The sequence below is a fragment of the Microcoleus sp. AT8-B5 genome (assembly GCF_036705565.1).
In the GTDB taxonomy this organism is placed as follows: Bacteria; Cyanobacteriota; Cyanobacteriia; order Cyanobacteriales; family Microcoleaceae; genus Microcoleus.
The window spans coordinates 31,750-46,910 of sequence record NZ_JAUBUY010000001.1 but is presented as its reverse complement, the minus strand read 5'-3'; the positions used below and the strand labels follow the sequence as shown (position 1 = coordinate 46,910).

Here is a 15,161-nt window from a genome sequence, read left to right as displayed (position 1 = left end):
TCCGTTTAACGTTCCAGACGCATTATGAGTCTTCCCATTCGCAACGTCGCCATCATTGCTCACGTCGATCACGGCAAAACCACCCTTGTGGACGCTCTCCTCAGACAGTCCGGGATCTTCCGCGAAGGGGAAGAAATCCCAGATTGCGTCATGGACTCCAACGACATCGAGCGCGAACGCGGCATTACCATCCTTTCCAAAAACACCGCCGTCAGGTACGGAGAAACCCTGATCAACATCGTCGATACCCCCGGACACGCGGACTTCGGCGGAGAAGTCGAACGAGTTCTCGGCATGGTTGACGGCTGTCTGCTGATCGTAGACGCCAACGAAGGCCCGATGCCGCAAACCCGCTTCGTGCTCAAAAAAGCCCTAGAAAAAGGACTGCGCCCGATCGTCTTTGTGAATAAGATCGATCGCGAGCGAGCAGACCCCCACAAAGCCGTCGATAAAGTTTTGGATCTGTTCCTCGAACTAGGTGCTGACGACGATCAGTGCGAATTTCCCTACCTCTTCGGTTCCGGCTTAAGCGGTTACGCCAAAAAACACCTCGAAGACGAAGGGGTAGATATGAAGCCCCTGTTTGAAGAAATCCTCGACCACGTACCACCCCCCGTAGGCGACCCCAACAAGCCACTACAACTGCAAGTAACCACATTAGATTACTCAGAATACGTCGGTCGTATCGTCATCGGCCGCATCCACAACGGCACGATTAGAATCGGTCAACAAGCAGTCTTAATCACAGAAAGCGGCGCGCTTGTCAAATCAAAAATTACCAAATTGATGGGCTTTGAAGGCCTGAAGCGGATTGATATCCCAGAATCTTCTGCTGGTAATCTTGTCGCCGTTGCCGGTTTTGCTGATGCCTATATTGGCGAAACAATTACCTGTCCGAACGACCCGCAAGCGCTGCCTTTAATCAAGGTAGACGAACCAACTTTGCAGATGACTTTCTCCGTGAACGATTCGCCGTTCTGCGGTCAAGAAGGAAGTTTTGTGACATCTCGGCAAATTCGCGATCGGCTAATGCGAGAACTCCAAACTAACGTCGCCTTGCGCGTCGAAGAAACCGACTCTCCCGACAAATTTCTCGTATCCGGCCGTGGCGAACTCCACCTCGGAATCCTGATCGAAAATATGCGTCGCGAAGGATACGAATTTCAAGTATCCCAGCCCCAAGTAATCTTCCGCGAAGTCGGCGGTCGTCCCTGCGAACCCTTTGAATGTTTGGTGTTAGACGTACCCGAAGAAGCAGTCGGCGGCTGCATCGAACGCCTCGGTCAGCGGAAAGCTGAAATGCAAGATATGCACGTCAGCAGCACCGGTCGCACCCAAATCGAATTTTCGGTCCCCGCTCGCGGTTTGATTGGATTCCGAGGCGAGTTTATGCGCTTGACTCGCGGCGCTGGAATTATGAACCACAGCTTCCTCGACTATCGCCCCCTCGGTGGAGAAATTGTCGCCCGTCGCAACGGAGTATTGATTTCCTTTGAAGAAGGAGTTGCAACTACTTATTCACTGAAAAATGCTGAAGACCGCGGCGTGTTTTTCATTACCCCCGGAACCAAGGTTTACAGAGGGATGATTATCGGAGAAAACAACCGAGATGATGACATGGAGCTGAATATCTGTAAGTCGAAGCAGTTGACAAACCACCGCGCATCTGGCGGTGAAGAATTGGCGCAATTGCAAGCACCAGTCGATATGAGTTTGGAGCGCGCTTTGGAGTACATCGGTCAGGATGAATTGGTGGAAGTAACGCCACAATCAATTCGCTTGCGGAAGGTTTCTAAGAAGTTGGTCAAACGGTAAAACCATTCTAGGGTGGGGTGTAAATCCCCATCCTAAAAATCTCACTCTCAACTGTTAACTGTTTTTAAGGTCTATGGCAATAATTACGATTCAAGTTGATGACAATATTAAGACAGCGTTTGAAGAAGCCAGTCTTAAGACTCAGCAAGAGTTAAGTTCGATTATTCAATTGTTTTTTAGACAAAATTTACACAACAAAACTTTAACCCAGGTTATGGCAGAAATTTCTGACAGAGCCGCGCAGCGAGGCTTAACACCAGAAATTTTACAAGAGCTTTTAGCAGATAATAATGACGAGTAGATTTGTACTAGACACGAATGTTTTAATCAGTGCTTTACTATATTTTGAATAATTATGTTTCTATAAATTTTTCTGCATTCTCAACTTCTTCGATAGCTTCATGAATTCTTTGAAATAAGTCTGCATCAAGAATCTTAAGCAAATCCTTTTCAAAACTATTTTTAAATTCAAGATTCATGCTTGTTGTTTGAGAATTTGGAAGATTCGATAGCGACTGACTGTTTCAGTATTTTCGCCTTCTTGGATAGCATTTTCCATCCCTATATCTTCTAGGGCTTCTGTAAGAACAGTTAATTTACTGTTTAATACTTCTTTTTCCAGCTATTGACATAACTGCAATTTTTCTGGATAAGGCAGTTGTTTGACTAGGGCTAAGATTTGTTCAAAGTTTAGGGAAAGTTGATAGTTAGCTAGAGTCATTGTTCGTTATGTTGAGGGCTTGTCTATATTTTATCTCAAATCGCGGGTGGCCAGAAACCGGGTTTTTCCCTTGAATACTTCGCCGCACCTCGTAGAAACTCCCAAAAACCCGGTTTCTTTGCTTCTCGCGGGGGGCCCAGAAACCGGGTTTTTTCGAGCATACTCGCCGCACCTCGTAGAATCTGCGAAAAACCCGGTTTCTTAGATTTGCGGGGTGGCCAGAAACCGGGTTTTTCCCTTGAATATTTCGCCGCACCTCGTAAAATCTGCGAAAAACCCCGTTTCTTTGCTTCTCGCGCAATCAGAAACCGGGGTTTTCCCTTGAATACTCGTCACACCTCGTAAAATCTGCGAAAAACCCCGTTTCTTTGCTTGTCGTGGGGTAGCCAGAAACCGGGTTTTTCCCTTCATTGACCAATAATTTCAAAGGTGGTACTCGCCACGTGATTTATCCGTGGAATCAATCCAAAATCCAAAATCTAAAATCCTCAAGAAAGAGCATTTATCTCGCGCAAGTAAATCTAAAATCTAAAATCTAAAATCTAAAATCGATTGACTTTTTCTAAAAATTGTCATATACTACCGTAAAATATGCCTTTTAAATCCTTACCAGGTTATGTCATACCTCAAATCTTCCAATTTACTCTTGGCTTGTCTTTTAAGTACCAAAGCTAGCTTGTTCTTAATCGCTCCAGTTCAAGGAGCTTTGAGTGCTTATTCACAAGATAATACCGCAAATTCTCGCATAGAAATAGAAGTTGTTAACCTCGCAACCAACGACTCAGACTCCTCAGATTACTTAATGTTAGTTGCTGATGCAGGTTACGATCGAGGTCAGGATTACGATCGAGGTCAGGATTACGATCGAGGTCGTCAAGGCCGTCAAGCCCGGCAGGCATAAAATCTGCCATCAAATACAGGACAAAACTTTTTTTATATGGGATCTTCTTCTGGAAGCATCCCATATTTTTCAAAGCATGAATTCTGCGGTCAAATGTTCTCAGTTCGATGAATTGACCTACCTGGAAACAACTCACAAATTATTATTTGCACGGCGGGATATAATTTATGAAACTTTTACAAGTTCTGCTGCATCCCCATTCCGTAGATAAATTTTTTCAAGAATTTTGGACAAAGCAAGCTGTATTTATCCCAGGTAACAATTCGGCTAAATTCCAGCATTTATTTGATTGGAAAAAGCTGAATAATTTGTTGAACTACCAGGAAATTAATTATCCCGATTTGCGGTTTTCCCTGGATGGAGAATCTCTACCATCAGCCAAAGCGGAGCGATGGCTGGAAATGCTTCAGCAAGGAGCAACCTTAATTATTAATAGCGTACACAGTCGGGTTCCAGAATTAGGGGAATTTGCCGCCCATATCCGTCAAGAAATAGGTTATCGAAGTCAGATTAATCTTTATTGTTCGCCCCGTTCCCAAAAGGGATTTAATTGTCATTACGATACCCATGAAGTGCTGGTTTTGCAAATAGAGGGCGAGAAAGAATGGTGGATTTTTCCAGAGACGATCGCCTCTCCTGTTTCTGCAATGCGATCGGCACAACAAATTCCTCCCGATGAACCCCCTTATCTCCAATGTACCCTCAAACCGGGAGATGTTTTATATATTCCTAGGGGACATTGGCATTATGCGATCGCCCGTACTAATCCGTCAAGTGATGAATCTTCTCCTTCCCTGCATTTAAGTTTAGGAATTGATTGTCAAACCGGGTTAGATTGGTTGAATTGGCTGGGAGAAGAATTGCGGCAAAATTCAGAATGGCGGTCAAGTTTACCGCCGATCCGTCAAGGGGATGTTGCAGCAGTTCAACCTGATTTAGAAAAGTTGCGCGATCGCCTGATTTCCTGGCTGCAATCCCCGGAGTCGATCGATCGCTATCTCGATTATTTAGACTACAGCGATCGCCCACCGCTGCCATTTTCTTTTCCCTATCAACTGGGCAGCAATATTTTCGATCGAGGACTGGAAACCCGGTTTATTTGTTCCAACTTACATCCGGTTCAAATTTTACCCAGGGGGGAAAACGAAACTAAAATTACCATCGCCTCCAAACAAGCGAATATCAAAGGAATTCCTGCGGATTTAACAGCCAAACTATTTCAGCCAGAAGGATTTAGCCTGCTAGATTTAGCAGACTTGTGTCCCTCCCTGGATGTAGAAACAGAAGTCATTCCGCTTTTAACTCGGTTAGTGACTCAGGGGATTTTACTGGTAGAAGCTTCGGCCTCTATTGAAGAGTAAAATTCCTGGCGAACTTGAGAAACTAACCAACCGCCAAATTCCCGGAAAAATACGATTAAACCCGGGCGATTTTGACTAGGTTCTAGGGCTAATTCTACAGTCTTTTTCATCGCACTCTGTTGCTGGGGAAAATAAGCAGAAAACCTTTCGTAGCAATAATATAAATCTACGGTATAGCTTTGGTCTTGTTCCATAACCAACTCAAACCCCGTTCGGATCGCGCGCCTCGCAATCCAGGCACATTGTTTTTTTACTTGAGCCGAAAAATTCAACCGATCGGGGGATAACTTTTGTAAAATATCCAGAGTTTTGGCTAAATCTGCTTCCCAAGTAACAGCATAGTCGATCGGGGAATTTCCCGGCTTAAATTTGGGAAAGTTGAATTTGATATCTCCGGCTATTTTCAAGCTGGCTGTCTGGATAACTGTTTGCCAAATCGAATCAGGTTGCTGGATATTTGACAAATCTAATAGCTGAATTTCTACTTTTTTACAAAATAGGTAACGCTGATTGAGTCGATGGCCAATCTTCCGAGACAAAGTAATATCTTTGTCGGTGATTTCGCCGGACAAAATAGCAAAACTGTCTAAATCGGAAACCAGCCGAATTGCCAAACCGCGAGGTACAGAACCGCGCAAATAAAGCCCCTGCAAGCGATTTGACCAAACTTTCAGACAAGCTTGTTTCAGTTCTTCTACTAAAGCTTTCCAAGGCGGCAGTATTTTATCGGCATGGCAATCATTGATGATAAATCCTGCGGCATCCGTCGCGAAGAGTTGACCCCAAGGCAAAATTTCAGTCATCTATTATCCACAATTCATTTATTACAAGATCGGGGTCAGAAGCAGAAACTCGGTTTTTTTGTTCTCTGACCCGTTGACTTATTTTAGGATTTAGGCAAAAAAATCATTGGCACTAAGCATCCCAGGAGTGACGTTATCAACAATTCCCAAAATTAGATTGACTCGATTCGATCGAATCACAGTACCTCCGTCAATTATTTCTAAACTGAGGTCAGCAAAAGTTAACCCCGGACTAAGTTGAATGCGGTCAATACCTGTTTCAAAATCAACAATGCGATCGGCAATATCTAAATTAGCGGCAGCACTTGCGGATGACAAGACAAAGATATCATTCCCGGCTCCTCCCGTGAGAAAATCTTGTCCCATATCCCCTCTGAGGATATCGTTTCCTCCTCCTCCATCCAAAGTATCTGAGCCTTTTCCTCCGAAAATGGTATCGTTTCCTAGATTGCCAAATAGCCGATCTTGGCCGCGCTTTCCCGTGAGGATATCATTACTTTCTCCACCGAATAAGTTATCGTTACCCTCGCTGCCAATGATATTGTTCGCAGAATTCGGAGGCAAGTTTTGTACGGGTGGTGGCGAGTCGGTACGGGTAATGCTAATAGCATCAAAATCTTCTAGATCGTCGCGATCGCCAACGACAGTTACTCGATCGCCGATATTTAAATTCACCTGGTTTCCGTTCCTCGGTGCGACCAAAATTTCGCCGGTATTATCTCGGAGTAAAAATTCATCTTCACGGAAACCCGATACAGTGCCAGCAATTGTCACGATGACATCTTCTCTAACTGGCAATCCTCCAATATTTTGCAGGGAATTGTTGTTCAAATTAGCTGATATCGGAGGAGTATTTGATGCTGGCGGTTGATTGTTCGCAGAATTCGGCGGCAAGTTTTGTACGGGTGGTGGCGAGTCGGTACGGGTAATGCTAATAGCATCAAAATCTTCTAGATCGTCGCGATCGCCAACGACAGTTACTCGATCGCCGATATTTAAATTCACCTGGTTTCCGTTCCTCGGTGCGACCAAAATTTCGCCGGTATTATCTCGGAGTAAAAATTCATCTTCACGGAAACCCGATACAGTGCCAGCAATTGTCACGATAACATCTTCTCTGACTGGCAATCCTCCAATATTTGTCACCATGCTCTCGATACCTCTTATTGTTGTCTTGTTTTTTATTATAAAACTATTTCTCTAAACTTATGCAACACTTTTCGATCCCCTAACCATCCATTGCAAAGGGAAAAGACGAGAATACTGTTGCATTTTTTTTTAAATTGGTATAATCTAAGATAGGGAACAATTGCGATAAAAAAATTACTCGGGCACAAACTCGGGTAGAAATTGCCGGCGATCGAGGCAGCGATCGAAAATTTTCTATTGTTTTAAGCGAAAGCTATTCATCCCCGTTAGAAGTGGTATGGTGCGTCGCTAAAAAAATTTTGAATCCTCCCACTGTTGCGCGCGGTAGCGCCCCCGCCCGATGAAGCGGAAGCGGTGTTGCGCGCCCTCCATTAGGAACTGCTTTACGTGCACCGTCGCTTTTGGGAAATCCTCGCTTGCCGCCGGAGTGCGCGATCGAAATCGAGGTGGGCGATCGCGATGTGGCGCACGTTTCGGGGGGGAAATCCGAGTTGTTGGATTCGATCGACTGCGGTGTATTTGCGATCGAACTGAATGCGATTTAAATTAATAAAAAACGGAATCAGACGCGAATAAGGCGACTCGATATTTCGGATTCCGAAGCCGATATCCGCGAGAACAAGTCCTCGATTTTTTCGACTAGCAAACAGTGGCAAACGAGGTGCGCCGTCAGACTCCATCTGAAGCCATCAAACAGCGCCCCGCCAATCGGACACATACACCCGCAATTTAAATGGTGAATTTTCATAAATCTTCTGTCGCAAATTCGACTTTTGGGAGCGATCGACTTTAGACAACTCTAGGAATACTTCCGCGTAATTGCCTCTTTATAGAGAAGGATTGCTGCTGTGTGCTTGATGTTACTTTAATAAAACTTCGATCGCGCCCGATCTATCGCATATCATATACGTAGGTTGGGTTAAAGAATAAACCCTCCGCAACGCGCTTGCACAAAAAAGACTTCAAGTTGGCGTTGGACCCAACCTACATCGATCGACTATTCAGAAAAACCCGGTTGATAAGCGTAAGTCGTGTTTCAAAGTAGCGATCGAACTATCATCCATCTTCCTGCTGCTGTGTTTCGATCGAGCTTAGCAATGCCTCATCGGAACAGGAATTTTCCCAATCGCCCTGTAGCTGAAGCCGCACGGACTTTGCGCCGCCAGCCGGAGTGCAGACAACCCAATAAGCATCATCCGAGCCTTTTACTTGAGCTTTTTCGCGGTTCAGGGGCTTGTCATAAAGACCAGAATATGCCTCTTGGCAACTCCAAACAATCCCTTCTGAATCTGTAACTTCTCGCGTCATACCTTGTCTGATGATTCTGCAATTTCAGCTTACGCATTCCGATTTATTTGTGCATCTATCTCTGTAAATATTTACTTGCCGGTTATTTGACATAATTTGATGTTTATTTTATTATTAATTTCTCGATCGCACTTTTCTTTTCATCTGAATTGACACATCGGGCCTACGATCCTCTTCGAGGGCTCCGCTAGTGGCCGATCGCGCGATCGACTAACCGCCACAATATGTTTTAATTTATATTTGAGCAAAATCCAAACAAAGCCAGCCATGAGTCCTAAATCAATAGCCGTAATCAACTTCAAAGGCGGTGTCGGAAAGACTACCGTCACTTGGAGTCTGGGAAATATTATATCCCAAGGAACCGACTTAGAAGTCTTGATGTTAGACTTAGATCCGCAAATGTCGCTCACAGAGGCGATCGGACTTAACGAAAATACAGGTCATTTAGATGACAAATTTGGTAAGTGGTACGAAAAATCTCTCAAGCATAGACTTACAATTTACGACGCCCTAGAAGTCTTTAAAAAAGCCGGACAGAATTTTAAATTTCCCGTTGGTTTCGACACCATTTATCAGATTGACGAACAGTTGCATTTTGTCCCTTCAGTTGAAGAATTGTATTGGTTGGATATCGATGGATTTGAGGGGAAAAGTGTTAAAGACTTCATCCGCCGATTCATCGGCAAAATCGCCAACTCTGCCAATCTCCCCAAATACGACTTGATGCTTTTTGACTGTTCGCCTTCCTTCAGTCTCCTCACCTACAGCGTACTCTCTTGCTGCGACTTAATATTAATTCCCGTCAATCCCGATTATTTTGGTTCTAGGGGATTGAGTTTAGTTTTAAACTCGCTTCAGAAACGGATTGAGCCTTATCCGTTTCCCAAGATAGCAGTCTTTATGAATAAAGCTAAAACCTATGGAGGATTGCTGACAAATGAAGTTCAGTTTTACATGAGAGAAGTAAAGAGACTTTGCGATGAGATATCCAAAGATAATAACATAGAAGTTAGATTTTTAGAATCGACGATTCGGGAAAGCGTCGGGCTAAAACGGGCGATTAATGAGGGAGAACTGCCGCGAGAATTAGTTAGAGAATTTGAAAAACTCTGGCGCGAGTGTGAGGAGTATCTGAAATGAGTAAAAAAGAAAGTTTGGCTGCTTCCGAACAAGAAAGCGGGGGGTTAGTTGAGGAAATTGGCGAACTTAAGGAAATCTTGCGGGACGTTGCTCGAAAATTAACCCGGCTTGAGACTCAAGTCAAGCGGGGAGTGATGTCTGCTGGCTCAAAAGCTTCGGATATCCCTAGGGGTGCTGATGTTAATAAACCTGCTAATTTATCGGCGGCTAATGTTCTAGAAGTTTATGAAGAACTGCGTTTACAAGCTAAGAATGGTAATGAAGAAGAGGTGAGGCAAAAGTTGTTGGCCATGAGTGCAACTGACTTGAACTTAATGTGTTGCGAGTTAGGGATGCCACCCAGCAGCAAGAATCCGTCCCGCAAAAAAATGTTTGAGCTAATTATTGGCAGAATTAAACAGAGTTTGAGGCTGTCGCGGCATATAGACCGACAAACACTTTGAAAATTAGCAGAGGAATCGATAAAATGCGTTTTAACTTGCATTTCCCTCTGCGATATGGAACAGGCAAGATGCCCGTTCCACAAAAGCTTGTTCCACAAGATTTTCAGTTGAGTGTGGGGACTAGGGGTTGGGAATCTTGGCCGCCCCTGAAAAGCTTGTGGCAAATTCTGCAACTTTTCAGCTTCCATAAATTATGGCCGATAAGTGCGATCGCCCTCATCTCCCTAACAGTCTTAATCAGCTTGTTTTTGAGCCTTCACAGCCCTCCCCCAACCGCAGCCCAAAAACCAAGGATACTAGCGTTTACCGCCCTCCAGATGCGGGGCAGCGAGCCCAGAAACAGTTTATTTGCCCTCAATGCTACCAGTTCCGGTCGCCGCGAACTTACACCTAATATAGATGTTAACAGTCCCCTCGTGTGGTCGCCCAACGGCCAGCGACTGGCTTTCGTTGGCGGATACAGCGACATCTATACAGTCAATGCTGACGGTTCTCGACTAACTAAACAGTTTGCTGAGGGTGGTTGCAAAGCACCTAATTTTGAAATAGCTTGGTTTTCCAACAGCCAGAAATTTATTTTTGCCCGTTCTTGCGACGGGTTTACCTCTGATACTCCCGGCAGTCAATCACTTTATACAAGCGACACTTCTGGCATCCAAGGAACTAAATTAGTTAGGAATTTGGAAGTAGGAGGAGAGCCGCCTAAAACAGAAATTTCATCAGAATTTTACCTTTCGCCGGACGGTCAGCAAGTAGCATTTGTCAAGGATAAAAATATCTACAAAATGAATGCCGACGGTTCGGTAATGACCAAACTAACTAAAAGTCCCGGCGAATATATATCCGGCGGCAGTCAACTTTTTTGGTCGCCCGATCGCACAAAAATTGCTTTCCTGTTCGGCGCTTATCCGAAACAGCAAATTTACACAATTAATGCCGATGGAACCAACCTCAAAAATTTGACAAACAACCCGCAACATCAGGTTTACAACGTCAAATTATTTTGGTCGCCAGACAGCAGCCGAATTGCTTACTATTACAATAAACTCGGCGATTTATCAGGCGAACAGCAAGATATTTACCTGATCGACATTAACCGGGGGACAGCCAAGAACCTCACCCAAAAACCCAGAAACTACGACGAAATTTCGTGGTCGCCGGATGGCAAATTTATTGCTTTCGTCGCCGGAGAGTTCAACAATCAAAAACTCTACACAATCAATGCTGACGGCAACCAGCTAAATCAACTAGCCACCAGGCTAAAACCGTCAAAAATTTCAGAATTAGCTTGGTATTCTGACAGCAATCAAATTGCTTTTATATATAATGAAACCGAAGGCGAAAAAAGCCACTTGTATGTAATTAACCTGGACGGTTCAGGATTGAATAAATTGACAAATGACAAAGATTTGTATCCTAGCAATCCGGTTTGGCAACCGCAGTAAACTTAAGAGCAACAATATGCTGTAGGGGTGAGTTTTAGCACAGATAAACCCAGCAGGGCGGGCTATATTGGCATTCCCCCGCAGCGAAAGCGGGTTACTTAACAAGAAAAAATCCACCAAACTCAACACTCAGAATAATTCTCAAATTGGGGAAGATGAAAGAATTTTTTTCTCCTTTAATGGCTGGTGAACTTGCAATTCATTTGACTCAACTTCCTGCTGTTTTTCATCCTGTACCTGTTTATCAATTTTGGGCAACTTTAAAATCGCTCCAGCTAAAACCCAATAATACACCGACACTGGATCTACATCCAGCGGATAGTATTGAGTATTGATCGTAATAAAGGCAACAAACACCCAAAAACTAGCTCCGTAACTCCGCAAACTTTTGTCCTTGACAGATCGGTAAGCTCTAAAAGTTAGAAAAGCTAAGTGTAAAAGCATCATCTGAAAACTAATCATTCCCGGATAACCTAGTTCGTATATCAACTTAGGTTGAAAAGTTTCAATTAGCTGCGTTGCACCAAATATTCGCGTTGAATTAGTTGCTCGTCCCACACCTCTGCCCAGAGGTCTATCAATGATAAAATTGTTGCTCTGCTCGAACTGATTAAAGAGAAACTGTTGGGGCGGTGCAGCATTCCAGCGACTAACAAAACTATCCCACCGCTGCTCGATAATTCCCGGGTTAATAGCTGCACCGACAAATAGCAGAATCGCCAGTCCTGCACCAATGGGAATAAATCGTTTTAAATTAACTAATTGACCGGTGAGAACTAGCAGGATTGCTGTAGCAACTGGAACCATAACTAAAGCAGCTCTTTGACCGGAAATAACTGCATTGGCAAATACTAATGCCATGCCAAATAAACCGATAACGCGCCACCAGAATGAAGGATCGCAAAAGGCAGAGGCAAAGGTTAAAAAAGCATTAGAAATTAAAAACCACGCCCACTGCCAAGGCGCGACAAAAGTTCCCGGCAAGCGGACAAACTTGACTTCTGGACTGAACACTAAAGAACCGCCGACAAAACATCTAGCTTCCAGCGTTGCTTTATATAATTCTGCTCCGATCATGCCTCTGGTTCCCGCACACTTTCCACTTTGCAGCAACAGGTACTGAATCAAACCGAGAAGGCAGCAAACGATCGCCAAAACGATGTGCATTCGACTAAAAAACACCAAATCCTTCTTAGTGCGGAGCAGATAATAGGTACAAGCAATCAGCGGTATATAACCTATCAATACTTTTAAGCCGAGAATTCCTTGCAGAATTGGTTTGTCGCCCCCCCTAGGGTTGAGCTGCATCTCCCCGTTGACAAAAATTAAAGTCAGCATTGCCATCATCAACAGGATGCTGAAGGTAGAAAGCATTTGTTTGGGAATGAACAGGGGCAACTGTTTCTTTTTGCAGCTTTGAATTAGGGCGATGAGAGCTGGTATGTAGAAAGCATCTTTGGCTACTTGAAATGCAGCATTCCCGCCGCCAATTGCGTAGGTAATTGTACCGCTGAAAGGCAGGTAAATTAGAAAAGTCCACAAAGCTTGACGGGGGTATTTGTAGGAAAGCAGCAAGATGGCTGCGGCTGCGCCTCCTGCAATAGCAATCTTAGGGCCGGCTACGAAAAACAGGGGAATGCTGAGAGCAACGGTGATTAAGCAGCTTATGGCGATCGCCTGCACCACTTCATTGCGCTTTTGGGAAATTTTGCGTTTTTGTGCAGTTACTTCTTTTTTGCTGAGCGCTGTGGTTTTTTCGCTGTGCTTGTGTTTGGATTTCTTGGATTTGCGCTTGGTTTTCAACATAATTTCTAAAAGGCACTTATGTAGAAGGCTGAAGGCACTCTGATGTAGAAGGCACTCTGATGTAAAAGGTAGAAGGCAGAATGAAGAGAATCAAAAATAGGTCGGCAGATATGGTTAGGGATGAGAATTAAATAAAATCCACTTTTCATGACTGTTGTGGGATGGGCCTAAGAGCCCGTCCTTTCTGGGCGGGCTCTTAGGCCCATCCCACAAGAAAAAAGGGAAATGATTTAATTGACGATCGTTACTTATTCTTAAAGTCAAGATAAGAAAAAGTCTCGGTCGAGATTGTCGGTGTGACGCGGGCACAAATTAGACTGGCGACCTTGTAGAATATAACTGCTGCATCTATACTGTACAATGTACAAAAATGTACAAATCTCGAAAAAATAATTTTAATGTTGCGGTGAATATGAAATTAACAAAATTTGTATCGATCGGCATTGCCCTAGTTTTAGGAGCAAGCGGGAGCATATTATCTAGCAGCAGTAGAGCATTAGGGGCCGAAAAAGTAGTCCTCACATTTGGCCCGATCAGACAAGCCATCAATGTCAGCGACTTAGAAGAATTTGCTAAAAACGGCACGACGACGCCAACCCTCCAACAAATTATCCGGTTCTCCAAAATGGACGCGCAATTACTGCGGGGGTTCATGGGTTTAGAAATTGGTTTAAAGCCTGCTAATCTGGCGAGGGTAGTTTACAGCACCCCAGGAGAAAAGATCACTGACGACATCGGTCAAGCAATTCGGACTCAGCGCCGCACAGAAAGCGGGAAAGCTTTGCGGGCAGCGGTGATCCTGGCATCCGGGGATGACGGTAAGGTATCGCTGCTAGAAATCCTGAAAAAGTATCCTCTCAAGGAGGTTTACGTAGATGTTGCCAGCCTTCGCACCGCTGTTGGGAAAGTTCAGAGTATAGCTGGAACTCTGCGAAGCCTGCTTGAAGATGTGACGCGATCGACAACTCGCACAACTGAAACAAATCCCACCGAAAGGCCGATCGAACCTCGCCCCAGCGTGCAGCCAACAACTCCGCCTCCAGCGCCGCGCCGCGCCGCGCCATTGCCAGCACCCCAACCGCAGCCTGTGATGCCGGTCAGAGGGCTTTGGTAAAAAAATCATAAATGTGTCCTAAAGGCGGGTTGAAGCGGCTGTTGTGGCATTCTGCAGACACTTTTGATATCGTTTCCGGTTGCATCAGAATCATAAAATCGAGTCAACAGTCAACAGTCAACAGTCAACCATCATTCCGGTTTAACCGGAAATGATATGAGACCAAACCCGCCCCCGCCCTACCCTGATCCCAACCCCCAAGAGGGTTAGGACTTGTGTGAAAACTCCCAAAGCAATCAATTTTTCTTGAGCAATTTTTTGAGCAACTTAGGAATCTCGGAAGGTCGAGCCGCCACAGGTATGTCCGCCTCTTCAAAGGCAGCCATTTTGTTTGGGGCCGAAACTCCAAAGGCTTTCTGGGCAGCAGCGCGAGAACTGATCAGGATGCCGGCGTGGCCCAAAGACGGCCCCTTGGGAGCGTAGCGGCCGGCTAGATAAGCAACCACGGGTTTGTCGATCGCCGAAGCGATGTAAGAAGCAGCAGCTTGTTCACTCCACCCGCCAACTTCCCCCACCAAAACTATCGCTTCCGTACTGTCGTCTTCGTCCAAAATTTGCAGCCACTGCATAAAAGAAGAACCGACAATCGCGTCGCAGCCAATACAAACCGCCATCGACTGTCCCAACCGGGCCTCCGTCAGTTCTAGGGCAACTTCGTAAGTCAAAGTGCTGCTGCGGCTGATTACTCCCACCGGGCCGGGAGTGTAAAATTCCTTGGGGTGAGTTCCCAGCAGCAGTTTGTCGGGCACAATAATCCCCGGACTGTTGGGCCCGATTACCAAAGTTTCGGTGGCTTCTGCTTTTCTGACTAAGTGCACCATATCCAGAGGAGGCACTCCCCCTGTGACGATCGCGATTTGCCGAATTCCTCCGGCGATCGCTTCTAGAGCAGCATCCAGCACGGAGTAAGCGTCTACCAAAATTACCGCAGTGTCAACCTGACCCACTGCCGCCACTGCTTGTTCTACCAAATCAAAAATCGGAATTCCCTCCACTTCCTGCCCCCCCCGACCGGGACTAACACCGGCGACTACATTCGTGCCGTATGCTTTCATCATCAGGGCGGCGCGGGTGGACGCGGGAGATTCTGTAATGCCCTGTACTAGGACTTTGCTTTCAGGAGTTAAATTCATCTTTCTTCCCCCTTGGAGACTC

At 45.2% G+C, this 15,161-nt stretch carries 15 protein-coding genes; 9 read left to right on the top strand and 6 right to left on the bottom strand.

Annotated elements, in window-relative coordinates; all coding sequences use genetic code 11:
* Positions 1 to 24: 24 nt before the first annotated feature.
* Complete coding sequence (gene typA / locus QUB39_RS00220; protein WP_333209008.1) at positions 25 to 1,815, top strand: translational GTPase TypA; 1,791 nt, start codon at positions 25 to 27, stop codon at positions 1,813 to 1,815.
* A 73-nt stretch (positions 1,816 to 1,888) separates the two neighbouring features.
* The gene (locus QUB39_RS00215; RefSeq protein WP_333055450.1) at positions 1,889 to 2,116 is read left to right on the top strand and encodes a hypothetical protein; all 228 of its coding nucleotides are present in this window, start codon (positions 1,889 to 1,891) and stop codon (positions 2,114 to 2,116) included.
* A 52-nt stretch (positions 2,117 to 2,168) separates the two neighbouring features.
* Here the strand turns inward: QUB39_RS00215 and QUB39_RS00210 are convergent, their stop codons facing one another.
* On the bottom strand, positions 2,169 to 2,294 hold the full coding sequence (locus QUB39_RS00210) for a hypothetical protein (protein ID WP_333055451.1): 126 nt from the start codon (positions 2,292 to 2,294) through the stop codon (positions 2,169 to 2,171).
* A gap of 858 nt (positions 2,295 to 3,152) precedes the next feature.
* On the opposite strand from QUB39_RS00210, the gene QUB39_RS00205 reads away from it, so the two are divergent.
* Positions 3,153 to 3,437: a hypothetical protein gene (locus QUB39_RS00205; protein WP_333055452.1), complete on the top strand. Its 285-nt coding sequence runs from the start codon at positions 3,153 to 3,155 to the stop codon at positions 3,435 to 3,437.
* Positions 3,438 to 3,604: 167 nt separating this feature from the next.
* Complete coding sequence (locus tag QUB39_RS00200; protein ID WP_333055453.1) at positions 3,605 to 4,798, top strand: JmjC domain-containing protein; 1,194 nt, start codon at positions 3,605 to 3,607, stop codon at positions 4,796 to 4,798.
* On the opposite strand, the gene QUB39_RS00195 is transcribed toward QUB39_RS00200, so the two are convergent.
* Both QUB39_RS00195 and QUB39_RS00190 read right to left on the bottom strand, forming a co-directional pair.
* Complete coding sequence (locus QUB39_RS00195) at positions 4,753 to 5,601, bottom strand: hypothetical protein (protein ID WP_333055454.1); 849 nt, start codon at positions 5,599 to 5,601, stop codon at positions 4,753 to 4,755. The genes QUB39_RS00200 and QUB39_RS00195 overlap by 46 nt on opposite strands.
* Before the next feature lie 90 nt (positions 5,602 to 5,691).
* Positions 5,692 to 6,750, bottom strand: coding sequence for a M10 family metallopeptidase C-terminal domain-containing protein (locus tag QUB39_RS00190; protein WP_333055455.1), 1,059 nt, complete (start codon positions 6,748 to 6,750; stop codon positions 5,692 to 5,694).
* Positions 6,751 to 7,151: 401 nt separating this feature from the next.
* On the opposite strand from QUB39_RS00190, the gene QUB39_RS00185 reads away from it, so the two are divergent.
* The gene (locus QUB39_RS00185) at positions 7,152 to 7,295 is read left to right on the top strand and encodes a hypothetical protein (RefSeq protein WP_333209005.1); all 144 of its coding nucleotides are present in this window, start codon (positions 7,152 to 7,154) and stop codon (positions 7,293 to 7,295) included.
* Positions 7,296 to 7,806: 511 nt separating this feature from the next.
* On the opposite strand, the gene QUB39_RS00180 is transcribed toward QUB39_RS00185, so the two are convergent.
* Positions 7,807 to 8,058, bottom strand: a complete 252-nt coding sequence (locus QUB39_RS00180) for a hypothetical protein (protein ID WP_333055457.1) — start codon at positions 8,056 to 8,058, stop codon at positions 7,807 to 7,809.
* Between the two features lie 267 nt (positions 8,059 to 8,325).
* On the opposite strand from QUB39_RS00180, the gene QUB39_RS00175 reads away from it, so the two are divergent.
* The 3 genes from QUB39_RS00175 (at position 8,326) to QUB39_RS00165 (ending at position 11,086) form a co-directional block, all read left to right on the top strand.
* A complete protein-coding gene (locus tag QUB39_RS00175; RefSeq protein ID WP_333029965.1) occupies positions 8,326 to 9,198 on the top strand; it encodes a ParA family protein in 873 nt (290 codons plus the stop codon).
* Complete coding sequence (locus QUB39_RS00170; RefSeq protein ID WP_333209002.1) at positions 9,195 to 9,641, top strand: hypothetical protein; 447 nt, start codon at positions 9,195 to 9,197, stop codon at positions 9,639 to 9,641. The genes QUB39_RS00175 and QUB39_RS00170 overlap by 4 nt, the downstream gene beginning before the upstream one ends.
* A gap of 68 nt (positions 9,642 to 9,709) precedes the next feature.
* Complete coding sequence (locus QUB39_RS00165) at positions 9,710 to 11,086, top strand: DPP IV N-terminal domain-containing protein (protein WP_333209000.1); 1,377 nt, start codon at positions 9,710 to 9,712, stop codon at positions 11,084 to 11,086.
* Positions 11,087 to 11,227: 141 nt separating this feature from the next.
* Here QUB39_RS00165 and hpsL read toward each other — a convergent pair whose 3' ends face one another.
* The gene (hpsL, locus tag QUB39_RS00160) at positions 11,228 to 12,892 is read right to left on the bottom strand and encodes a hormogonium polysaccharide biosynthesis protein HpsL (protein WP_333208999.1); all 1,665 of its coding nucleotides are present in this window, start codon (positions 12,890 to 12,892) and stop codon (positions 11,228 to 11,230) included.
* Between the two features lie 412 nt (positions 12,893 to 13,304).
* Here hpsL and QUB39_RS00155 point away from each other — a divergent pair, with 412 nt between their 5' ends.
* A complete protein-coding gene (locus QUB39_RS00155) occupies positions 13,305 to 14,006 on the top strand; it encodes an alpha/beta hydrolase (protein ID WP_333055461.1) in 702 nt (233 codons plus the stop codon).
* A gap of 236 nt (positions 14,007 to 14,242) precedes the next feature.
* Here QUB39_RS00155 and QUB39_RS00150 read toward each other — a convergent pair whose 3' ends face one another.
* A complete protein-coding gene (locus QUB39_RS00150; RefSeq protein ID WP_333055462.1) occupies positions 14,243 to 15,139 on the bottom strand; it encodes a CoA-binding protein in 897 nt (298 codons plus the stop codon).
* Positions 15,140 to 15,161 lie beyond the last annotated feature (22 nt).